Source organism: Pseudoxanthomonas sp. SORGH_AS_0997, from assembly GCF_031453535.1.
In the GTDB taxonomy this organism is placed as follows: domain Bacteria; phylum Pseudomonadota; class Gammaproteobacteria; order Xanthomonadales; family Xanthomonadaceae; genus Pseudoxanthomonas_A; species Pseudoxanthomonas_A winnipegensis.
In genome coordinates this window covers 2,673,692-2,694,488 of record NZ_JAVIZI010000001.1, presented here as the reverse complement: position 1 = coordinate 2,694,488, position 20,797 = coordinate 2,673,692, and the positions used below count along the sequence as shown (strand labels likewise).

Here is a 20,797-nt window from a genome sequence, read left to right as displayed (position 1 = left end):
CAGCGTGCACAGCAGGAAGTGGGGCAAGCGCAGGGACATGGACGCTCCGCGGGGCAGGGGGTCAGGCGTCGAGCAGGTGCTGGACGCGTTCCAGGTTGACCGCCAGCTGGCGCTCGCGGTCGGGGTTGGTCTGGCACAGCAGCACGAACACGAAGTCCAGCAGGGACTGCAGCGAACAACGGTACAGCAGCTGGGCGATGTGCGGGGCCGGATCGTGCGCGGACACCACCAGCGCCGCATCGGCATGCGCGCGCAGCGGGTTGGCGGTATGCCGGGTGATGGAGACCACCGCGCCGCCGGCGTCCTGGAACTGGCGCGAGATCTGCGACAGCTGCGGCACCTGGCCGAACTCGGACAGCAGGATCAGCACGTCGCCCGGCCGCGCGGCCGAGACGTTGGTCATCATCAGGATCGCATCGGCGTGATGCACGGTCAGCACGCCCAGCAGCGACAGGCGCATGGCGAACTCGCGCGCGAACAGTCCGTCGTCGCCCAGCCCGCACACGAACACCTTCTGCGCCTGGTCGATGCGCGCGACGATCTGCTCGATGCGCGCGCGCGGGTTGAGCAGGCGCGTCTCCTCCTCGGCGGCGGCCTTGCTGCGGCGCAGGCTGTCTTCCAGCCGAGTGTAGGCATCGCCGCCGTCGGCGGGCGCGGCCGGATCGGCCGGCTGGCCGCCATTGCCGCGCGCGATGGCCTGGCCGACCGAATACTTCAGATCCGGATAGCCGCGGAAGCCGAGCTTCTGGCTGAACTTCACCACCGAGGACTGGCTGATGCCCAGCGCGCTGGCCAGCTGCTGGGAGGAGTAGTCGCGCAGCAGGTGGGCGTTGTCGAGGATGTAGTCGGCGATGCGCCGCTCGATGGCGGACATGCGCTCGCGTTCGGCGCGGATCTTGAGCAGGGGGGGCATCAGCCGGTGCTCCTGCACAAGTTGTTGCCGTTGCCGTTGCCGTGGCTGGTGCCGTGGCCGTTGCCGTTGCTGTTGTGCTCTTTCCGTCCCCCTCCGCAGCGGCGATGCCGATGGGTCAAACCCCGCAGGGGCGCCGCGCATGGATGCGCGGCGTTTCCGGTCGGGGCAGGATGCCCCGTCCGGAAATTCCCGTCGGCAGCGCGGACCCGGCGCGCCGCAGGCGCGGCGGGCGCGAGGACTGGGGTGTGCTTTCTTTGGCCTACCTTTCTTTGCACAAGCAAAGAAAGGTAGGTCGTGCCCCGGAGGGGCGCGAAAGCCTTTGCTGTTACATGCTGCTCCGCGTTGGAGGAGTGCCGCATGGAGCCAAGGAGAACGCGAACGCGTTTGAGGGTTGCGTGGTTCGCTTTCCTCCGATCGAGAGAGCGAGCGCGCTGGTGTTGCAGCTTCTGTTCAAAGCAGGGGCAACGGCCAAAGCGTTTCTCGCCCTGTCGGGCGCGAGTCACTTTTCTTTGCTTGTGCAAAGAAAAGTAACCAAAAGAAAGCACACCCCGTCCTCGCGCCCGTCGCGCTACGCGCGCCGGGTCCGCGTGACCGGCGGGGATTCGCGGAAGGGGCATCCTGCCCCTGCCGCGAACGCCGCGCATCCATGCGCGGCGCCCTTCGGGTGTTTCCCCGCCGGTCCCGCCGCTGCGGAGGGGGCCCGGAAAAGCACAAGCAACGGCAACGGCAGAAGCAGAAGCAGAAGCAGAAGCGCCTCCCGTCGTCCCCGCGAACGCGGGGACCCGGTGACTTGCGTGCAGGAGAGGCAGAGGCGCTGGATCCCCGCCTTCGCGGGGATGACGGCCGCAAGGACGCGTGGCGTTCCGGAGAAGGCGCATGTGCCTCACGGCGCGAGCAGCTCCAGTCCCTGGATCTCGCGGATGCCCAGCCCCGGCGCATCCGGGATGCTGATCTCCGACTCGTCGAACAGCACCCCGCCCACCACCGGATTGAACTGGCCCAGCGAGGGCCCGTCCAGATCGATCTTGGTGATCACATTGGCCTTGGCCACCGCCAGATGCACCGCCGCGGCCACGCTGATCGAGGACTCGATCATGCAGCCGATCATGCAGTCCACCCCGTACAGCGCGGCGATGTCGGCGATGCGGATGGCATTGGACAGCCCGCCGGTCTTCATCAGCTTGATGTTGATGATGTCGGCGGCGCGGCGCTGGATCAGGTCGAACACCTGCTGCGGCGCGAACACGCTCTCGTCGGCCATCACCGGCGTGTTGACCCGCTCGGTGACGTACTTGAGGCCGTCGATGTCGGCCGCCTTGACCGGCTGCTCGAGCAGTTCGAGCACCACGCCGGCGTCCTCGAGCTTGCCCATGGCATAGACCGCCTGCTTGGCGGTCCAGCCCTGGTTGGCGTCCAGGCGCAGCAGAGCGCGGCCCTCGACCGCGGCGTGGATCGCCTTGACCCGCTCGATGTCCAGGCCGATGTCCTTGCCGACCTTGATCTTCAGCGACTCGAAGCCGCGCTCCAGCGCGGACAGCGAGTCGGCCACCATCTTGTCGATGTAGTCCACGCTGATGGTGATGTCGGTGGTGATCACCGGATCGCCGCCGCCCAGCAGCTGGTACAGCGGCGCGCCGTAGCGCTGCGCCCACAGGTCGTAGAGGGCGATCTCCACCGCGGCCTTGGCGCTGGTGTTGCGCTCCATTGAGGACTGCACCAGCGCCGTCAGATGGTTGAGGTTGGCGATGTCCTGGCCGATCAGGCGCGGGGCGATGAAATGGCGGATGGCCTCGATGATCGAGCCATGCGTGTCGCCGGTGATCACCGCGGTGGCGGCGGCCTCGCCGTGGCCGGTGTGACCGCTGTCGGTACGGATCAGCACGATCACGTCCTCGACCGTGTCCACGGTGCGCAGCGCGGTCTTGAACGGGGTCTTCAACGGCACGCGCAGCATGCCCAACTCGATGTGGGTGATCTTCATTCTTGGGCTTTCGGGCGGATGCGCTGGATGTTGGTGATGCGGTCGACATAGCTGGCGGTGTCGCTGGCCAGCATCGGTTCGAGCGGGGTGACCGACACGCCGTTGAGGTGGCCGGCCACGCGCTTGCCGTCGGCGCCGGCCCAGCCGCCGCCGGCGGTGTCGTGGATGACGTAGGTCAGGCCGTTGGCGTGGCCCAGCACCACCATGACGTGCCCCGGGATGTAGACCAGGTCGCCGAGGGCGAGCTGCCTGACCGCGGTCAGGCGCTTGGCGTCGGGGTCGTCGGGGGCGAAGGCGATGCGGTCCAGCGCCGGGCTGACCGCCTGCTGCGAGGTATTGCGCGGCAGCAGCACGCCGAAGCTGCGGTAGACCTCGGAGGTGAAGCCGCTGCAGTCGCGCGCATCGTAGGAATGGCCCCAGCCGTAGCGCTCGCCCAGGAACTTGAAGGCCTGGGTGATGAAGTGGCGCGGGGTCAGCGGCAGGTAGTCGGCCGCCGTGTCGGCCGTGCGCGGCAGCAGCGCCGGCACCAGCGCCAGCGAGCCGTCGGCGCTGCGGATCGGCAGCTGGATCACCCAGGCGGTGTAGGGCAGCTGGCCGTTGACCGGCCGGGTCGGCGCCCAGTCGGCCAGCACCGGCACGCGCACGCCCATGTCCAGCTGCAGCTGCGAGACCTGCGGCTGCTCGGGCGTGAACACCGTGGTGGCGGTGGCGCCGGTGACCACGCGGTACGGCCCGTGGGCGCCGTAGTCGAACACCTGCTGGGCGCTGCCCAGGCCGACGAAGCGCTTCTCGATCCAGGCGCTGTAGCGCTCGGAGGCGACGAACAGCCACTGCCCGTCGCGGCTTTCGTGCAGCACGGCCACCGCATCGCCGGGGAACAGCGCGCTTTCCTGGAAGCGGTCGATGTCGTGGTCGTCCACGCTGCTGAAGACGCGCCGCGCGGTCGGGAAGGTGCGCAGGTCGGCGCGATGGGTGACCAGGCCGTAGCGCAGCGGCGTGGCGGCGGGCACGGCGTCCAGCGCCAGGCTGGCCTGCAGCGCGTCCAGGGCGGCGGCATCCAGCGCCTGGCCGTCGAGGCCGTAGAGCGTGCGCGTGGGCCGCACCGACAGCGCCTGGATCGCCTCGACCACCTGCGCCCTGGGCAGCTGCGCGGGCAGGGCGCGCAGGTCGTGGATGGCCGGGTCGTCGCGGCGCATGCGCGCGTTCTGCGCGGCGATGCCGGCGCGGTCCAGCAGCACGCGGTCGGGCTGCGGCTGCCTGGCGATCCAGTAGGCGGCGGTGAGCTTGGGCGGATCGACGCCGACCACGCCGGTGACCGGGTCGATGGCGACCTGCGGCACCGGCACGCGCGCGGCCAGCGAGCCGATGGCCAGCAGCGACAGCAGGGCGCAGCAGGCGGCCGCGCGCAGGGCGTGGGCCGGGGAAGGCGGGCGCGTCATGGGGTGTCGCTCCGGAATCGATGAAGAAAAATAATTATTCCTCGTGATCTGAAATGCAAGAATAAATTATTGACCAGGCGCAGCCTGCGTGCTAATCGTGTCGTCCTCCGCCGCTGCCCGACGACCGCCTCGACGTGGACGCCTCGACCTGCCCCGGTTCCTCCTCCGCCACCCGCCTGGCGCGCAGCGCGCTGCTGTGCCTGGTCCTGGCGACCGCGCCGCAGGGCGCGCGCCCGGCCGCGCCCCCTGCGATGGTGCCCGAAGTGATCGCGCAGGTGGACCGCGGCCAGTTCCGGCAGGCGCAGGCCGGCATCGATCAGGCCCTGGCCGACGCCACGCTGGACGCGGCCACGCGCCAGGCCCTGCTCGACCAGCGCGAGCGGATGCGCCGCATCCGCCTGGATTTCAGCCTGGACCGCGCCGCGGCCTTCGCCAGGGTGCAGCAGGCGATCCCCGACCTGCGCCAGGACGAGTTCGACGCCTGGGACGCGCAGGGCCTGATCGAGCACATGGACATCGACGGGCAGCGCTGGTGGTTCAAGCGCGCCCCGTCCAACCTGTTCCTGCTGAGCAGCCAGGCCGTGGCGCGCCGCGCCCAGCCGCGTGCGCCCTCCGACGGCCCCAACGAGCGCCTCAACGATCATCACCGCGAAGTGCTGCGCGAGGCCAAGGCCAGCGGCCGCACCAGCGTGGCGCCGCGCCGCATCGAGGTGACCCAGTCCCTGACCGTCAAGGCCGATGCGGTGCCCGATGGCGAAACCATCCGCGCGTGGATTCCCTATCCGCGCGCCATCCCCGGCCAGCAGGAAGACATCGTGTTCCTGGACAGCACGCCGGCCGGCGCGCGCGTGGCCGGGACCGACGCGCCGCAGCGCACCGCCTACCTGGAGGCCACCGCGCGCAAGGGCCAGCCCACGCGCTTTGCCGTGCACTACGCGGTGACCGTGTATGCGCGCCACTTCGCCATCGACCCGGCCAAGGTGGTGGCCACCCCAAGCGACCCGGCGCTGAAGCCGTTCCTGGCCGAGCGTCCGCCGCATGTGGTGTTCACCCCGCAGCTGCGCGCGTTCTCCCGGCAGGTGGTGGGCGATGAGACCAACCCGTACCGCATCGCGCGCAAGCTGTTCGCCGCGGTGGACAAGATCCCGTGGGCCGGGGCGCGCGAGTACTCGACCATCAGCAACATCTCCGACTACGCCCTGCACGCCGGTCACGCCGACTGCGGCCAGCAGACCCTGCTGCTGATCGCGCTGCTGCGCATGAACGGCATCCCCGCGCGCTGGCAGAGCGGCTGGGTGTTCTCCGACGATGCGGTGGGCTACGACAACATCCACGACTGGGGTTGGCTGTACCTGGCGCCCTATGGCTGGGTGCCGATGGACGTGACCACCGGGGCGCTGGACAGCGCCGACCCGGCCGAGCGCGACTTCTACTTCGGCGGGCTCGACGCCTACCGCATGGCCTTCAACGACGACTGGTCGGTGGGCTTCGCCCAGCCCAAGGCGACGTGGCGCTCGGACGATGTGGACTCGCAGCGCGGCGAGGCCGAGTGGCGTGGCGGCAACCTCTACTACGACCAGTGGAGCTACGACTTCAAGTGGCATGTGGCGCCGCTCACGCGGGCGCCCTGACCCCTTTCGATCTTCCCCACCATTTCACCTGAAGGAGAGAGCAGGATGAAAGCCAAGCAGTACAAGCGCGTCGCGTTGTGTGTGGCCCTGGGCGCGTGCCTGGGCGCGATGGCGCCGGCCATGGCGCAGAGCACGACCGGCGCCATCGCCGGCCGCGCCGCCGTCGGCGACACGATCACGCTCACGCACCAGGCCACCGGCCTGACGCGCACGGTCACCGTCGGCAGCGATGGCCAGTACCGCCTGGCGCAGCTGCCGGTGGGCGAGTACCGCCTGGTGGTCGAACACGCCGGCGGCGGCGCCGGCGCGCCGCTGGAGGTCAGCGTGCCGCTGGGCGGCACCACCACGGTCAACCTGGGCGACGCCGGCGCGGTCACGCTCGATGGCGTGCGCGTGGTCGGCGCCAAGGTGATCAACCAGGTCGATGTCCATTCCACCGAGACCTCGTTCAACATCAGCCGCCAGGAGCTCTCGCGCCTGCCGGTGGACCAGAACCTCAGCGCGGTGGCGCTGCTGGCGCCGGGCGTGGTGTCCTCGGGCGCGACCTTCGGCGGGCTGACCTTCGGCGGTTCGTCGGTGGCCGAGAACGCGGTCTACATCAACGGCCTGGACGTGACCGATCCGTATCGGCGCCAGGGCTTCTCCTCGGTGCCGTTCGGCTTCTTCCAGGAAGTGCAGGTCAAGACCGGCGGCTACTCGGCCGAGTTCGGCCGCAGCACCGGCGGCGTCATCAATGCGGTGACCCGCTCGGGCGACAACACCTTCCGCGCCGGCGTGGAGTTCACCGCCGAGCCCTCGGCCTGGGCCGCGTCCAAGAAGGACCACTTCCACCACGACGGCACCCTGGACGAACGCGACCGCACCAGCCGCGATGCCAGTTCGTTCTACAAGACCAATGTCTGGGCCTCCGGCCCGCTGATCCGCGACAAGCTGTTCTTCTTCGGCATGTACGAGATCCGCGACAGCCAGCCGCGCGACATCGACACCACCCAGGCCTTCTACACCAAGGGCGACAACGACTTCTGGGGCGGCAAGCTGGACTGGCACATCACCGATGACCACCTGCTGGAACTGCTGGCCTTCTCCGACAAGGCCGACACGGTCACCGACGCCTACGGCTACGACTGGGACAGCGGCACGCGCGGGGCGTGGGTGGGCAGCAGCAATGCGGCCACCGGCGGCAACAACTGGTCGCTGACCTATACCGGCCACTTCGGCGACAACTTCGTGGCCAAGGCCCTGTACGGGGTGAACAAGCGCAGCGAGGACAGCGGCAGCCCGCTGGATGCGGCGTGCAGCATCGTCACGCGTTCGGGCAGCTATACCGCGGCCTTCGGGCCCAGGACCACGCAGGAAGGCTGCCACCCGAGCAATTCCAGCATCAACAGCCGCGAGGACGAGCGCAAGGCCGCGCGCCTGGACTTCGAGTGGACGCTGGGCGATCACCTGCTGCGCTTCGGCGCCGACCAGGAAATCATGGATTCCACCAGCGCCCGGGTCTATCCGGGCGACGGCCGCAGCTATCAGGTGCAGGCGACCACGCCGGGCAGCGTGCTGCCGGGCGGCGGGGTGGTGCCGGCCGGCGTCAACGCCATCGTCGATGCGCGCTACTACGTCACCGGCGCGCCGGTGCGGGCCAAGGCGCAGGCCATCTACGTGGAGGACAACTGGAACGTCACGCCCAACATCCTGCTCAATCTGGGCGTGCGCGCGGACAAGTTCGAGAACACGCTGCTGGCCTCGGGCGCGACCTTCGCCAAGGCCGACTTCTCCGACATGGTGTCCCCGCGCGTGGGCTTCAGCTGGGACATGCGTGGCGACGGCACGACCAAGCTGTTCGGCAACGCGGGCCGCTATTACATCCCGCTGACCAACAAGCTCACCGACTACTTCGGCGGCGGCACCACCGACGAGCACACCTACTACGTGCTCAACGGCTGGTCCGAGCAGCGCCACCCGGTCACCGGCGATCCCTACCTGCTGCCCAACCTCGGCGCGCAGATCGGCCCGGTCAATACCGACGGCAACGCGCCGGCGCCCAGCGACCTGCGCACCACGGTGGCCAAAAACATCAAGCAGGTCTACCAGGACGAATACATCCTGGGCTTCCAGCAGGCCATCAGCGAGGCCTGGTCCTATGGCGTCAACCTGACCTATCGCAAGATGACCCGCGCGGTCGAGGACGCGCGTATCAACCATGTCGAGGGCTGCCCCTGGTACTCGGGCGACTGGCCGATCATCAACCCGGGCGAGAAGACCACGCTGTGGTGCCCGACCACCGAGGACTGGGTGAGCTTCGACTCGTCGAAGGACGGCTACAAGGCCGGCGGCAGCGGCGCGATCATGGGCTACAAGAAGCCGCGGCGCACCTACAAGGCGGCCGAGTTCCAGATCGACCGCGCCTGGGACGACAAGTGGTTCTTCAACGCCAGCTACATCTATGCGCGCAGCGAGGGCAACATCGAGGGTCCGGTGAACTCGGACACCGGCTACAACGACACCAACCTGGTGCAGTACTACGACCATCCGGCGGTCAACGAGCGCTACGGCGTGCTGTTCAACGATTACCGCCACCAGGTCAAGCTGCGCGGCGGCTTCAAGCTCAACGACATGTGGAGCTTCGGCGCGACGCTGGCGGCGCACTCGGGTGGGCCGATCACCGCCTTCGGCGTGGTCTGGCCCAACGACAGCCGCGCGGCCGGCGGCCCCGGCGAGTACAGCGGCGGCGGCTCGGGCTGGCTGTGCACGGCCAACTGCGGCGACTGGCGCACGCGCCAGCTGGTGTACACCGAGCGCGGCGCGTTCGGCCGCATGCCCTGGGTCTACAACCTGGGCGCCAACGTGACCTGGACCCTGCCGGTGGAGGGCATCGACCTGAAGGCGCGGCTGTCGGTGTACAACCTGCTCAACCGGCAGACGGTGATCAACGTGCATTCGCGCTACGAGAGCGCACCGGGCACGCCGATGCCGTATTTTGGCGAGGGCACGGTCTGGCAGGAGCCGCGCTGGACGCAGTTGGTGGTGACCTGGAACTTCTGACGGCAGGTGCGCGGGCGGCCCGTCGCGCACGGGCTGTCCATCGCGACGGGAACGGCATGTTCAAGCACACAGGCAAGGCGCTGGCCCTGGCAGCGCTGCTGCTCGCATCGGGTGCGTCGGCGGCGGCCGATGCGCCGGCGCAGGCGTCCTTCGACACGCTGTTCGACCAGGCCATGACGCGCTACCGGCTGCCCGGCCTGGCGGTGGGCGTGGTCGAGGACGGCAAGGTGGTCTACCTGCGCACGGCGGGCGAAACGCGCGCCGGCAGCGGCGAGAAGATCGACGCCGACACGCTGTTCAAGATCGCCTCCAACACCAAGGCCATGACCACCGGCGTGCTGGCGCGGCTGGTGGATCAGGGCAAGCTCAAGTGGGACGACCCGGTCACCAAATACCTGCCGCAGTTCCGCATGGCCGATCCCTGGGTCACGCGCAACTTCCAGGTGCGGGACCTGCTGATCCACAACAGCGGGCTGGGGCTGGGGGCGGGCGATCTGATGCTGTGGCCCGAGCCCAACGACTTCACCCGCGCCGACATCATCGCCGGGCTGGCCTATCTGCAGCCCATGCACAGCTTCCGCGCCCACTACGCCTACGACAACCTGATGTACGTGGTCGCCGGCGAAGTGGCGGTCAAGGCCGGTGGCAAGCCCTACGACCAGCTGGTGCGGCAGGAGCTGTTCGGCCCGCTGGGCATGAGCCGCTGCCAGGTCGGCGCGTTCGAGCGCGATGCGGTGGGCAACCTGGCCCAGCCGCACATGGTCAAGGACGGGCGCAACGTGGTGGTGCGCGCCGATGGCCCGACCATTCCGGACAACCCGTCCATGTCCGCCGGCGGCATCCGCTGCAGCGTGCGCGATCTGACCACCTGGATCGCGATGTGGCTGGCGCCCGATGCGGCCCATCCCTGGCTCTCGGCCCAGCAGCGCACCGCGCTGTGGACGCTGCATACGCCGATGCCGATTGGGACGCAGCTGCGCGACTGGGACGGCACCCATCTGTACGGCTATGGCTACGGCTGGCGGCTCTCGGATGTGGACGGTCAGTGGCGCGTGGCGCATACCGGCACGCTGATGGGCATGTATTCCTCGGTGACGCTGCTGCCGGACCGCAAGGTCGGCTTCGTGGTGCTGATCAACGGCGACGGCGAGGCCGCGCGCACCACGCTGACCGAGGCGCTGACCAAGCACTACACCCGCCCCGGCGCGGGGCTGGATGTCGATCACTACGCGGGCCTGCTGGAACAGGCGCGCGCCAAGGCGGTCGCCACCGCCACGCACCCGCAGGTGCCGGACACCTCGGACCGCAAGCCCGCCACGGCGGCGCAGTTCGCGCGCTGGCAGGGCGTGTATCGCGATCCGTGGTTCGGCCAGGTGAGCCTGTGCCCACAGGGCCAGGGCGTCGTGTTCCGCGCCGCGCGCTCGCCGCTGATGCGCGGGCCGGTGCTGGTCTCGCACGGGCGCTGGCTGGTGGACTGGGACGATGCCAGCGTCGATGCCGAGCCGTGGCTGGACTTCGCCCAGGCCGACGGCAAGGCCACGCTGACGCTGAAGTCAATCGACCCGGACGCCGATTTCAGCTACGACTATCAGGACCTGCACTTCCAGCGCGTGGCCGCGTGCCCGGCGCAGCGGGGCGCAGCCGATCCATGAACCAGGGCCCGTCGATGCATTCCACACCGAACCTGCCATTGCGCGCGGCCATGCTGCTGCTGGCCGCGCTGCTGCTGTCGGCCTGCGCCGGCCTGCCGCCGAAGAATCCGCTGGCGCAGTGGGACCCCTCGCCGAATCAGAATGCGCGCGGGCCTATCCTGATCGTCATCCATTTCACCAGCGAGGACTCGGTCGCCGAGAGCCTGAAGACCCTTAAGACCGCCAACAGCGCAGGCCCGGTCAGCGCGCACTATCTGATCGGCGCCGACGGCAAGCGTTACCAGCTGGTCAGCGACGATCGCCGCGCCTGGCACGCCGGCGCGGGCCACTGGGGCACGATCAACGACGTCAACTCCGCCTCGATCGGCATTGAGCTGGACAACGATGGCCACTCGCCCTTCGCCGATGCGCAGATCGATAGTCTGCTGCTGTTGCTGGACGACCTGTGCCGGCGCCACCACATTCCGCGCACGGCGATCATCGGCCACGAGGACATGGCGCCGGGGCGCAAGGTCGATCCGGGTCCGCTGTTCCCGTGGAAGCGGCTGGCGCAGGCGGGCTTCGGCGTGTGGCCGCGCGCCGATGCGCCGCCGGCGCCGGCCGGTTTCGACCCGTGGCTGGCGATGGCCACGCTTGGCTATCCGCTGGACAACCGCGGGGACGCGGTCCAGTCCTTCCGCCATCATTTCCGCGGCCTGGAGGGGCGCACTTTCGATGAGGAAGACCTGCGCATCCTGCATGACCTGACCCTGCCGCCTCCGGCGAAGGACGCGCAGGAGGATGCGCCGTGAGGCGTGTTCTCGCCCTTCTGCTGGTGCTGGCCGCCTCCAACGCGCATGCCGCCGAGCCGGTGCGCACCTCGCCGGCCACCACCGCCGCGCAGGCCGGGCTGGTTGATGTGACCACGCTGGCGCCGGACGTGCGGCGCGACATCCGCTACGCCGGCGCGCACAACTTCACCGGCAAGCCGGTGGATGGCTACGAGGCGCCGAAGTGCCTGCTGCTGGCGCCGGTGGCGCAGGCGCTGGCGCAGGTGCAGGCCGACCTGCGCGCGCAGGGCCTGGGCCTGAAGCTGTTCGACTGCTATCGCCCTATGCGTGCGGTGCAGGCCTTCATGCGCTGGGCCGCCGATCTGCCCGACCAGACGATGAAGGCCGAGTTCTACCCGGCGCTGGACAAGACCCGGATCATCCCCGATGGCTACGTGGCCGAGGTCTCCGGCCACAGCCGCGGCGCGACGGTGGACCTGACCCTGGTGCGCTGCCAGGCCGGTGCCTGCACCGAGCTGGACATGGGCACGCCGTTCGACTTCTTCGATCCGCGCGCGCATACCGATGCGCCGGGCCTGAGCGAGGCGCAGCGCGCCAACCGCACACGTCTGGTCGAGGCGATGGCGCGGCGCGGCTTCGCCAACTATCCCGGCGAGTGGTGGCATTACACCTTCAAGCCGGAGCCCTCGCCCGACGTGCAGTTCGACGTGCCGGTGCGCTGACTTGTCCGAGCAGCTGTCTGTCGGATGTAGAGCGGAGCTTGCTCCGCTGCTCTTCGGCCGGATCAATCGGGGAAGCCCCAGCGGAGCAAGCTCCGCTCTACAGGTGGGGGCCGCCCTTGTGGCCTTTTCGGCCAATGGCGGCGATGGGCTCTTCGGGAAGGCCTCATCGCCGCCATGGTGGCTCCCACGTTACTTCGACCGGCCTGCGCGGCCGCTGGAATCGCTTCATGTCTGAGACCCACACCGCCCTGATCCAGTCCGACATCGTGCTGTTCGGCCTGATCGCCGCCACGCTGGCGTTCGTGTTCTGGACCGCCTCGCTCAAGGGCGTCTGGCAGAAGTTCTACGGCATCGTGCCGCCGCTGCTGCTGTGCTATTTCATCCCTGGCATCTTCAACTCGCTCGGCGTGATCGACGGTGCCGGCAGCCAGCTCTACAACCCGGTCGCCAGCCGCGTGCTGCTGCCGGCCGCGCTGGTGCTGCTGACCCTGACCATCGACCTCAAGGCGGTCATGGGGCTGGGCTGGAAGCTGCTGGCGATGTACTTCGGTTCGTCCTTCAGCATCATGCTCGGCGCGTTCTTCGCCTTCTGGGTGATGCAGCACGCGCATCCGGCGACCACCGCCGGCGACACCTGGGGCGGCATGGCGGCGCTGGCCGGCAGCTGGATCGGCGGCGGCGCCAACATGGTCGCGATGAAGGAGATCTTCCAGGTCGACGAGACCACCTTCGGCCAGTTCGTGGTGCTCGATGTCGGCGTGGGCTATGTGTGGATGGCGGTGCTGATCTTCCTGGCCGGGCGCGCCAAGGCCATCGATGCGCGCTCGGGCGCCGACACCGCGGCCATCGACGCGCTCAAGGCGCGCCTGGCCGACTACAGCGCCCAGCACGCGCGCATCCCCACGCTGACCGACTACATGCTGATCATCGGCCTGGCCTTCGGCGTGGTCGGCCTGGCGCACGCGGTGTCGCCGCCGCTGGCGGGCCTGTTCGCGCCGTATCCATGGGCGCATGCGGCCAGCCTGGATTCGCCGTATGTGTGGGTGGTGCTGCTGGCCACCTTCGCCGGGCTGGCGCTGAGCTTCACCGGCGCGCGCCAGCTCGACGGCGCCGGCGCCTCGAAGATCGGCACGCTGCTGCTGTACGTGTTGATCGCCTGCATCGGCATGCAGATGGACATCGCCGCGCTGCTCGGCCGGCCCTGGCTGTTCGTGCTGGGCGTGCTGTGGATCGCCGTGCACATCGTGCTGCTGTGGCTGCTGGGCCGGCTGCTGAAGGTGCCGTTCTTCTATTTCGCCATCGGCTCGCAGAGCAATATCGGCGGGCCGGCCTCGGCGCCGGTGGTGGCGGCGGTGTTCCATCCGGCGCTGGCCCCGGTCGGCGCGCTGCTGGGCACGCTGGGCTATGCCACCGGCACGGTGCTGGCCTATCTGGTCGGCATCGGCCTGCGCGCGATGGCCGGCGCGGGCTGAGCCTGGGCGACCGCGCGCGTCCACCGTCATTCCGCGAAGGCGGGAATCCTGCGCCTTTGGCCTGGTGCGTGTTCCCGCGCCTGCGTCCTGTTTCCCGGCGGCCTACACGCGAATCGATGGCAGGCCCTAGAATCCCCTCACTCATCCAAGCGGGGCGGTGCGATGGTCGAGGGCTGGGGTTTGTTCGTGCTGGGCCTGGTGCTGCTGGCGCTGGGCGGCGACACGCTGGTCAAGGGCGTGTCGGGCATCGCGCAGCGGGCCGGGCTGTCGCCGTTCACCGCCGGACTGTTGCTGCTGGCCTTCGGCACCTCGCTGCCGGAGCTGTTCGTCAACGGCGCGGCGCTGCTGCGCGGCACGCCGTCGCTGGCGCTAGGCAATGCGGTCGGCAGCAATCTGGTCAATCTGGGCCTGACCCTGCCGCTGGCGGCGCTGTTCGCCAGCGTGCAGGTGCGCCTGCGCCTGCTTACCCCGCTGCTGTGGGTGCTGGTGATCGCCTCGCTGCTGGTGATGGTGTTCGGCCTGGACGGGCGCCTGAACCGGCTCGAGGGCGGCCTGCTGCTGCTCGGCTTCGTCCTGGTCGTGGTGAAGGTGATCGTGCGCGGGCGCGCCGAGGCGCCCGAGGTGCGCGCGCCGGTGGAGGCCTACGCCGCCACCCGCACCGTCACCTGGCTCAACCTGCTGCGGCTGCTGATCGGCGTGGTGCTGCTGGGCTACGGCGCGCGCGATGTGGTGGTCTCGATGGCCACCCTGGCCCCGGCGCTGGGCCTGACCCCGCTGATGGCCGGCCTGCTGCCGGTGGCCATCGGCACGGCGCTGCCGGAGATCGCCGCGGCCATCGCCGCCGCGCGCCGCGGGCAGGGCGACATGGTGCTGGGCCACGTGATCGGCTCCAGCGTGTGCAATCTGCTGCTGGTGGTGGGCGGCATGGCGCTGATCGCGCCGCTGGCGCTGCCGGCCTCGTTCGTGAAGCTGGAACTGCCCGCGGCCATCGTCCTGGCCATCGTGCTGGTGCCGATGCTGCGCGGCGATGCCCGCGTCAGCCGCGGCGAGGCGGCCGTGCTGCTGCTGGCCTTCTGCGCCTGGGTGGCGCTGGAACTGGCCTGGCTGCGCTGATCAGCGCGCTGCGTCTTCGTCCTCGTCCTGCGGCGCCTGGGGCCGGGTGACCTGCGGCGAGATCCGCGTGTCCTTCGGCGGCACCGGCCGGGCATGGGTCATCAGCGACAGCGCCGCCTTGCTCATCAGGTGCGCGCTGATCGGCGCGGTGATGAACAGGAACGCGGTGATCAGCAGTTCGCGCGGCTGCGGGTCCTGGCCCAGCACCAGGTGATAGCCGACCGAGGCGATCAGCACGCAGCCCACGCCCAGCGTGCTGCCCAGCGTGGGCGCATGCACGCGCCGGAAGAAGTCCGACAGCCGCACCAGGCCCAGCGCGCCGATCAGGATGAAGGCCGTGCCGGCGATCAGCACCAGCGCCAGCAGCACGCGGAAGAGGTCGATCATTCGAACACGTCCCGGCGCAGCACGAACTTGCACAGCACCACCGTGCTGCTGAAGCCCAGCATCGCCACCACCAGCGCCGCCTCGAAGTACACCGGGCTGTCCAGGTGCATGCCCAGCAGCATCAGCGCCGCGATGAAGGTCACCGACAGCGTGTCCAGCGCCAGGATGCGGTCGGCCACCGTGGGCCCGCGCAGCAGGCGCCACAGGCACAGCAGCGCGGACACGCCGATGGCCACCAGGCAGGCCACGATGGTGTGCTCGAAGAACAGATGTGCGGTCATGGAAAGATCTCCATCAGCGGCTTTTCGTAGCGGGTCTTGATGTTGTCGATCGCTTCCTGCGCGCTGCGCATGTCCAGCATGTGGACGAGCAGGTAGCGGCGGTCGTCGGTCAGCGCGGCCGAGACCGTGCCGGGGGTCAGGGTGATCATGCTGGTCAGCGCGGCGATGCCGTGCAGGTTCTGGATGTCCAGCGGGATCCAGATGAAGCCCGGATGCAGCCGGCGCTCGGGGCCGAGCACCTGCATGGCGACGATCACGTTGGAGCGCAGGATGTCCCAGGCCACCACGCACAGCATGCGCGGCACCGGCCGCAGCGAGCCGATGCGCGCGTACTCGCGGTCCAGGCGCGCGGCGAAGCGCGGGATCAGCCAGCCCAGCAGCAGGGCCAGCGCGAACTGGGCCGCGCTGTAGCTGTCGGTCATCAGCAGCCAGAACGCGATCACGCACAGGCTCAGCGGCCAGGACGGGGTCAGCCAGCGCAGCAGGCGTGCAGCCATCATGGCGCCCTCAGCACGGACGGCGCCGCGCGCAGCTGGTCGGTATAGCCGGCCGCGTCCAGCAGCTGTTGCCCGGCCGCGTCGGTGTAGCGCATCAGCGGCGCGGCGAAGGCCGTCATCGCCACGCCGAAGGCCAGCAGCAGCACCGTGGCCCAGGTCTCCTGCGGCCGGGCGCGGGCAGGCACGGGCTGTTCGCATTCGGCCTGCTCCACCTGCGCGGGCAGGCGCCAGAACAGGCGCACGCCGGCGCGGCTGAGGCCGATGATCACCAGCAGGCTGGAGAGCAGCACCACGCTCCACACCAGCGGCGTCTGCGCCGTCGGCACCGCCGAGAGCAGCGCGGCCTTGGCCAGAAAGCCAGACAGCGGCGGCAGGCCCGCGGCCGAGACCGCGGCGATCAGGAACAGCGTGCCTGGCACCGCGCGCCCAGGCAGGGCAGCGATGATCGACTTGTCGTCGCCGGCCGTGCCGCGGCGGCGGCGGATCAGGTCGGCGATCAGGAACAGCGCGGCCGCCACGAAGGTGCTGTGCGCCAGGTAGTACAGGCCCGCGCCGATGGTCTGCGCCTGGCCCAGGGCGAAGGCCACGAACAGCGTGGCCGCCGACCAGATCACCAGATAGCCGATCATCAGCCGCAGCCGTGCCGAGCCCAGCACGCCCAGCGCGGCCACCAGCAGCGTGCCGGCGCCCAGCCACAGCAGCGCGGGGCGGGCGAAGCCGGCCAGCAGCCCGGCCTGCGCGCCCAGCAGCAGGGTGCTGACCCGCAGCACCGCGTACAGGCCGACCTTGGTCATCACCGCGAACAGCGCCGCCACCGCCGCCGGCGCGCGCGCATAGGTCTCCGGCAGCCACAGGTACAGCGGCAGCAGCGCGGCCTTGGCGCAGAACACCACCAGCAGCAGGCCGAAGGCGGCCTTGACCAGCCCGGCCTGCGCCGGCGGCACCTGGCCGATGCGCGCGGAGAGCTCGGCCATGTTGAGCGAACCCAGCAGCCCGTAGATCAGCCCCAGCGCGATCAGGAACACCGCCGAGGCGGCGACGTTGAAGGCCACGTAGTGGAACGCGCCGCGCAGGCGCAGCCCGCGCCCGCCGCTGGCCAGCAGGCCGTAGCTGGCGCTCAGCATCACCTCGAAGAATACGAACAGGTTGAACACATCGCCGGTCAGGAAGGCGCCGTTGAGCCCCATCAGCTGCAGCTGGAAGAAGGCATGGAAATGCGGCGCGCGCCGGTCCCAGCCGCCGCAGACGTGCAGCAGGCAGGCGGCGCCCAGCAGCCAGGTCACCGCCAGCATCCAGCCCGACAGCCGGTCTGCCATCAGCGCGATGCCCAGCTGCGCCGGCCAGTCGCCGAGCAGGTAGGCGACCACCTCGCCGTCGCTTACGCGCGCGACCACGGCCGCCACCGCCACGCCCTGCAGTGCCAGCATCCCCCACGCCGCCCAACGCCGCGCCGCCCAGCCGAAGCGCCGGTGTTCGAGGAACAGCGCCAGCGCCGCGCCCAGCAGCGGCAGCACGATCGGCCACAGCAACAGATGGCTCATGCGCCGGGCTCCCGCGGCGGCGCGGCCGGCGGCTCGGGCGCGGCGTCGTGCGCATCGACATGGTCGCTGTGGTTGTCGGCGCGGCTGCGCATGGCCAGCACCAGGCTGACCGCGGTCATGGCGAAGGCGATCACGATCGCGGTCAGCACCAGCGCCTGCGGCAGCGGATCGGTGTAGTGCGCCAGGTCGGCCGGCTGGCCGTCCACCAGCACCGGCGGCTGGCCCGGCCGCAGCCGCCCGCCGGCGAAGATCAGCAGGTTGGTGGCATAGGACAGCAGGGTCAGGCCCAGGATCACATCGAAGGTGCGCGCGCGCAGCATCAGCCAGATGCCGGCGGCGGCGAGGATGCCGATGGCGCTGGCCAGGGCGAGTTCCATCAGGCGCGGCCTCCGGTGCTGGGCGAGCGGCGGTCCGGGTCCAGCGGCTTGCGCTGGGCGCGGCGGCGGCTCGAACCGCGGATGGTGCCCAGCATCGAGAGCATCAGCATCGCCCCGCCGAACACCACCAGATACACGCCGGTGTCGAAGCCCAGCGCACTGGCCAGCGGCACATGCCCGATCAGCGGCAGCTGCAGGTCCAGGTGGCCGCTGGTGAGGAAGGGCACGCCGAACAGCAGCGACGCCAGCCCGCTCAGCACCGCCAGCACCAGGCCGAGCCCGATCAGGCGGATGTAGTCGAAGCCGAAGCGCGACTCGACCGAGGCCGCGCCCTGGATGACGTACTGCATCAGCAGCGGCACGGCCAGCACCAGCCCGGCGATGAAGCCGCCGCCGGGCGCGTTGTGGCCGCGCAGGAACAGGAAGATCGACACGGTCAGGATCAGCGGGAACAGGATCTGGGTCAGGTCGGCCGGCACCGGCAGCTGCACCGGGTCGCCGGCGATCAGGCGCTCGGGCGCCATGCGCGCGCGGCGCAGGCAGGCATGCACCACCAGCGCGGCGATGGCGAACACGGTGATCTCGCCGAAGGTGTCGAAGCCGCGGAAATCCACCAGCGTCACGTTGACCACGTTGCGGCCATAGGCCTCCGGCAGGGCGCGCGTCAGCAGCTCGCCGGCGACGGTGTCCGCGGGCCGGGTCATCATCGCGTAGGCCAGCACCCCCAGGCCCGCGCCGGCCACACAGGCGATCAGAGCATCGCGCCACTTGCGCCAGCGGGAAGCTTCGGGCGGGCTGGTCTCGGGCAGGTAGTTCAGCGCCAGCATCATCAGCACCAGGGTCACCATCTCCACCAGCAGCTGGGTCAGGGCCAGGTCCGGCGCCGACAGCAGCACGAAGGTCAGGCTGATCATCAGCCCCGCCGCGCTCAGCACGATCGCCGCCAGCAGGCGCTGGCGATGCAGGCGCACCGCGCCGAGCGCGGCGGCGATCATCACCACCCACACCAGCGCGCCCAGCAGCGGCAGCGGCTGCACGCCGGCCAGCGAGAGCGCCAGGCCGTCATGCCACAGCGGCACCGCCGCCGCGGCGACGGCCACCAGCACCAGCATCAGCAGGCTGCGCTGCAGGCTGTTGTTAGCCAGGCGCGTGCTGATGCGGTTGCCGGCGACGAACAGCAGCTCCAGGTGCCGCTTGAACAGGTCGCGCCCGATCGCCCGGGTCACCACCGCGTGCAGGTCCAGCAACCGCGCCAGGCCCAGGTACAGCGCCACGCCGCCGACCACGCCGGCCAGGCTCATCGCCAGCGGCCAGTTCAGGCCGTGCCAGACCGCCAGGCTGTAGTCGGGCGTGGCCGGGCCCAGGATGGCGTAGACGCCGGCGTGCAGCAGCCGCGCCACGGTCAGCGCCGGGAAGATGCCCACCGCCACGCACAGCACCACCAGCACCTCGACGGGGATCTTCATCCAGCGCGGCGGCTCGTGCGGAGTGACCTCCAGGTCGCGCGGACCGTCGCCGAAGAAGGTCTCGTAGACGAAGCGCAGGCTGTAGGCCACGCCCAGCACGCCGGCCAGCAGCGCGGCCACGCCGGTGAACACGCGCATCGGCGCCGGCGCCGGGGTCTCCAGCGCCGCGGCGAAGAACATTTCCTTGGACAGAAAGCCGTTGAGCAGCGGGATGCCGGCCATCGACAGCGAGGCCACGATCGCCAGCGTACTGGTGAAGGGCATCAGCCGGCGCAGCCCGCCCAGCCGGCGGATGTCGCGCGTGCCGGTCTCGTGGTCGATGATGCCGGCGGCCATGAACAGCGAGGCCTTGAACACCGCGTGGTTGAGGATGTGGAACACGCCGGCCACCACCGCCAGCGGCGTGGACAGGCCGAACAGCATCGTGATCAGGCCCAGGTGCGAGATGGTCGAATACGCCAGCAGGCCCTTCAGATCGTGCTGGAAGATCGCATACCACGCGCCCAGCAGCAGGGTGACCGCGCCGATGGTGCTGACCGTGTAGAAGAACAGGTCCGTCCCCGCCAGCGCCGGATGCAGGCGCGCCAGCAGGAACACGCCGGCCTTCACCATCGTGGCCGAATGCAGATAGGCCGAGACCGGCGTCGGCGCGGCCATGGCCTGCGGCAGCCAGAAGTGGAACGGGAACTGCGCGCTCTTGGTCAGGATGCCGCCCAGCACCAGGAACAGCGCCCACGGATACAGCGCACTGGCGCGCAGCGTGTCGCCGGCACCCAGCACCGTGTCCAGGTCGAAGCTGCCGACGATGCGGCCGATCAGCAGCACGCCGCCCAGCAGCGCCAGGCCGCCACCGCCGGTCACCACCAGCGCCATGCGCGCGCCTTCGCGCGCGTCCTTGCGATGCGTCCAGAAGCCGATCAGCAGGAACGAGGTCAGGCTGGTCAGTTCCCAGAACACGCACAGCAGCAACAGGTTGCCGGACACCACCACGCCCAGCATCGCGCCCATGAACAGCAGCAGGAAGGCCAGGAAACGCGGCACCGAGTCGCGCTCGCTGAGGTAATAGCGCGCATACATCACCACCAGTGCGCCGATGGCCAGCACCAGCAGCGCGAACATCCAGGCGAAGCCGTCCACGCGCAGCGTGAACTCCAGGCCGATGCGCGGCAGCCAGGCGTGCCGGTCGTGCAGCACCTGCCCATCAAGGATGGCCGGCGTCATCGCCGCCAGCAGCGCCAGGCCGCCCAGCGGCGCCAGCGCGGCCAGCCACGCCAGCGCCGTGCGCGGCAGGCGATGGGCCGCGGCCACGATCGCCGCCATGACGAAGGGCAGGGCGAGCAGGGGAAGGAGGAGGTGGGGCATGCAGGGAATGCAGCCATTCGCGAGCAGGCCATCACGATAACAGCGGCGGCGTGAGCGGGCCGCTGACTGTCGGGTCATCGTGGTCAGCCAGAGCCTGCAGTCAATTCCCGGGCAGGCGGCGTTGGTGTTGCAGGGCCGTCAGGTTTGCGTCGCG

General features: G+C 70.0%; 15 protein-coding genes and 1 pseudogene. 7 read left to right on the top strand and 9 right to left on the bottom strand.

The window, feature by feature from the left end; translation table 11 throughout:
- Nucleotides 1–61 precede the first annotated feature (61 nt).
- From QE438_RS11795 to QE438_RS11785, 3 genes are all read right to left on the bottom strand, one after another.
- Nucleotides 62–913: a MurR/RpiR family transcriptional regulator gene (locus tag QE438_RS11795; RefSeq protein ID WP_306995448.1), complete on the bottom strand. Its 852-nt coding sequence runs from the start codon at nt 911–913 to the stop codon at nt 62–64.
- 883 nt (nt 914–1,796) lie between these two features.
- Nucleotides 1,797–2,894 (bottom strand): dipeptide epimerase, encoded by a 1,098-nt coding sequence (locus QE438_RS11790; RefSeq protein ID WP_130528137.1) that lies wholly within the window; start codon nt 2,892–2,894, stop codon nt 1,797–1,799.
- Complete coding sequence (locus tag QE438_RS11785; RefSeq protein WP_306995451.1) at nt 2,891–4,333, bottom strand: SH3 domain-containing protein; 1,443 nt, start codon at nt 4,331–4,333, stop codon at nt 2,891–2,893. Before QE438_RS11785 ends, QE438_RS11790 begins: the two co-directional genes overlap by 4 nt.
- Nucleotides 4,334–4,584: 251 nt before the next feature.
- Here QE438_RS11785 and QE438_RS11780 point away from each other — a divergent pair, with 251 nt between their 5' ends.
- From QE438_RS11780 to QE438_RS11750, 7 genes are all read left to right on the top strand, one after another.
- On the top strand, nt 4,585–5,964 hold the full coding sequence (locus QE438_RS11780; protein WP_306996339.1) for a transglutaminase domain-containing protein: 1,380 nt from the start codon (nt 4,585–4,587) through the stop codon (nt 5,962–5,964).
- A gap of 45 nt (nt 5,965–6,009) precedes the next feature.
- Nucleotides 6,010–9,003, top strand: a complete 2,994-nt coding sequence (locus QE438_RS11775) for a TonB-dependent receptor (protein WP_306995453.1) — start codon at nt 6,010–6,012, stop codon at nt 9,001–9,003.
- A 56-nt stretch (nt 9,004–9,059) separates the two neighbouring features.
- Complete coding sequence (locus QE438_RS11770; protein WP_306995454.1) at nt 9,060–10,655, top strand: serine hydrolase; 1,596 nt, start codon at nt 9,060–9,062, stop codon at nt 10,653–10,655.
- Nucleotides 10,656–10,669: 14 nt separating this feature from the next.
- Nucleotides 10,670–11,446: an N-acetylmuramoyl-L-alanine amidase gene (locus QE438_RS11765; RefSeq protein ID WP_131659607.1), complete on the top strand. Its 777-nt coding sequence runs from the start codon at nt 10,670–10,672 to the stop codon at nt 11,444–11,446.
- The gene (locus QE438_RS11760; protein ID WP_306995457.1) at nt 11,443–12,147 is read left to right on the top strand and encodes a M15 family metallopeptidase; all 705 of its coding nucleotides are present in this window, start codon (nt 11,443–11,445) and stop codon (nt 12,145–12,147) included. Before QE438_RS11765 ends, QE438_RS11760 begins: the two co-directional genes overlap by 4 nt.
- A 227-nt stretch (nt 12,148–12,374) precedes the next feature.
- Nucleotides 12,375–13,619 carry a DUF819 family protein gene (locus QE438_RS11755; RefSeq protein ID WP_306995459.1) on the top strand — a complete coding sequence of 415 codons (1,245 nt, stop codon included), beginning with the start codon at nt 12,375–12,377 and terminating at the stop codon, nt 13,617–13,619.
- A gap of 162 nt (nt 13,620–13,781) precedes the next feature.
- Nucleotides 13,782–14,732: a sodium:calcium antiporter gene (locus tag QE438_RS11750; RefSeq protein ID WP_306995461.1), complete on the top strand. Its 951-nt coding sequence runs from the start codon at nt 13,782–13,784 to the stop codon at nt 14,730–14,732.
- A gap of 99 nt (nt 14,733–14,831) precedes the next feature.
- On the opposite strand, the pseudogene QE438_RS11745 reads toward QE438_RS11750, so the two are convergent.
- The 6 genes and pseudogenes from QE438_RS11745 to QE438_RS11720 all read right to left on the bottom strand — a co-directional run.
- A pseudogene (locus QE438_RS11745) lies at nt 14,832–15,119 on the bottom strand (Na+/H+ antiporter subunit G); the annotation flags it as partial.
- Nucleotides 15,116–15,400, bottom strand: a complete 285-nt coding sequence (locus QE438_RS11740; RefSeq protein ID WP_130516400.1) for a K+/H+ antiporter subunit F — start codon at nt 15,398–15,400, stop codon at nt 15,116–15,118. The gene QE438_RS11740 and the pseudogene QE438_RS11745, both read right to left, overlap by 4 nt.
- Nucleotides 15,397–15,897 carry a Na+/H+ antiporter subunit E gene (locus QE438_RS11735; RefSeq protein ID WP_306996341.1) on the bottom strand — a complete coding sequence of 167 codons (501 nt, stop codon included), beginning with the start codon at nt 15,895–15,897 and terminating at the stop codon, nt 15,397–15,399. The genes QE438_RS11740 and QE438_RS11735 overlap by 4 nt, the downstream gene beginning before the upstream one ends.
- Nucleotides 15,897–17,438, bottom strand: coding sequence for a monovalent cation/H+ antiporter subunit D (locus QE438_RS11730; RefSeq protein ID WP_306995463.1), 1,542 nt, complete (start codon nt 17,436–17,438; stop codon nt 15,897–15,899). Before QE438_RS11730 ends, QE438_RS11735 begins: the two co-directional genes overlap by 1 nt.
- Nucleotides 17,435–17,815 carry a Na+/H+ antiporter subunit C gene (locus tag QE438_RS11725; protein ID WP_130525040.1) on the bottom strand — a complete coding sequence of 127 codons (381 nt, stop codon included), beginning with the start codon at nt 17,813–17,815 and terminating at the stop codon, nt 17,435–17,437. The genes QE438_RS11730 and QE438_RS11725 overlap by 4 nt, the downstream gene beginning before the upstream one ends.
- Nucleotides 17,815–20,643, bottom strand: coding sequence for a monovalent cation/H+ antiporter subunit A (locus QE438_RS11720; protein ID WP_306995465.1), 2,829 nt, complete (start codon nt 20,641–20,643; stop codon nt 17,815–17,817). Before QE438_RS11720 ends, QE438_RS11725 begins: the two co-directional genes overlap by 1 nt.
- Nucleotides 20,644–20,797: the final 154 nt, after the last annotated feature.

Excerpts from the sequence above, each read along its gene's own strand:
- QE438_RS11770 (WP_306995454.1), top strand. The coding sequence starts at position 9,060 with ATGTTCAAGCACACAGGCAAGGCGCTGGCCCTGGCAGCGCTGCTGCTC.
- QE438_RS11755 (WP_306995459.1), top strand. The coding sequence starts at position 12,375 with ATGTCTGAGACCCACACCGCCCTGATCCAGTCCGACATCGTGCTGTTC.
- QE438_RS11720 (WP_306995465.1), bottom strand. The coding sequence starts at position 20,643 with ATGCCCCACCTCCTCCTTCCCCTGCTCGCCCTGCCCTTCGTCATGGCG.
- QE438_RS11775 (WP_306995453.1), top strand. The coding sequence starts at position 6,010 with ATGAAAGCCAAGCAGTACAAGCGCGTCGCGTTGTGTGTGGCCCTGGGC.
- QE438_RS11735 (WP_306996341.1), bottom strand. The coding sequence starts at position 15,897 with ATGGCTGCACGCCTGCTGCGCTGGCTGACCCCGTCCTGGCCGCTGAGC.
- QE438_RS11785 (WP_306995451.1), bottom strand. The coding sequence starts at position 4,333 with ATGACGCGCCCGCCTTCCCCGGCCCACGCCCTGCGCGCGGCCGCCTGC.
- QE438_RS11790 (WP_130528137.1), bottom strand. The coding sequence starts at position 2,894 with ATGAAGATCACCCACATCGAGTTGGGCATGCTGCGCGTGCCGTTGAAG.
- QE438_RS11730 (WP_306995463.1), bottom strand. The coding sequence starts at position 17,438 with ATGAGCCATCTGTTGCTGTGGCCGATCGTGCTGCCGCTGCTGGGCGCG.
- QE438_RS11740 (WP_130516400.1), bottom strand. The coding sequence starts at position 15,400 with ATGACCGCACATCTGTTCTTCGAGCACACCATCGTGGCCTGCCTGGTG.
- QE438_RS11725 (WP_130525040.1), bottom strand. The coding sequence starts at position 17,815 with ATGGAACTCGCCCTGGCCAGCGCCATCGGCATCCTCGCCGCCGCCGGC.
- QE438_RS11780 (WP_306996339.1), top strand. The coding sequence starts at position 4,585 with ATGGTGCCCGAAGTGATCGCGCAGGTGGACCGCGGCCAGTTCCGGCAG.
- QE438_RS11750 (WP_306995461.1), top strand. The coding sequence starts at position 13,782 with ATGGTCGAGGGCTGGGGTTTGTTCGTGCTGGGCCTGGTGCTGCTGGCG.
- QE438_RS11795 (WP_306995448.1), bottom strand. The coding sequence starts at position 913 with ATGCCCCCCCTGCTCAAGATCCGCGCCGAACGCGAGCGCATGTCCGCC.
- QE438_RS11765 (WP_131659607.1), top strand. The coding sequence starts at position 10,670 with ATGCATTCCACACCGAACCTGCCATTGCGCGCGGCCATGCTGCTGCTG.